The sequence below is a fragment of the Paenibacillus sp. VT-400 genome (assembly GCF_001029205.1).
GTDB lineage: Bacteria > Bacillota > Bacilli > Paenibacillales > Paenibacillaceae > Paenibacillus > Paenibacillus amylolyticus.
The window spans coordinates 1-332 of the sequence record NZ_LELF01000051.1; the positions used below are offsets into that span (position 1 = coordinate 1).

Here is a 332-nt window from a genome sequence, read left to right on the forward strand (position 1 = left end):
TCTGGTTTGGGCTTCTCCGCGTTCGCTCGCCGCTACTGACGGAATCACTATTGTTTTCTCTTCCTCAGGGTACTTAGATGTTTCAGTTCCCCTGGTATGCCTCTGCATAACCTATGTATTCAGTTATGAGTAACTGGAAATTACCCCAGCTGGGTTTCCCCATTCGGACACCCCCGGATCAAAGCTTGCTTACAGCTCCCCGAGGCAGTTTCGTTGCGAATTATCACTTGCTATTGGATAAGCCCTCGACCGATTAGTACTGGTCAGCTCCATGCATTGCTGCACTTCCACCCCCAGCCTATCTACCTCGTCGTCTTCAAGGGGTCTTACAT

Annotated in this window: 1 rRNA gene; it reads right to left on the reverse strand. The window is 50.3% G+C overall.

The window, feature by feature from the left end:
• Positions 1–266 (reverse strand): 23S ribosomal RNA (locus EL84_RS06615); the annotation flags it as partial.
• Positions 267–332 lie beyond the last annotated feature (66 nt).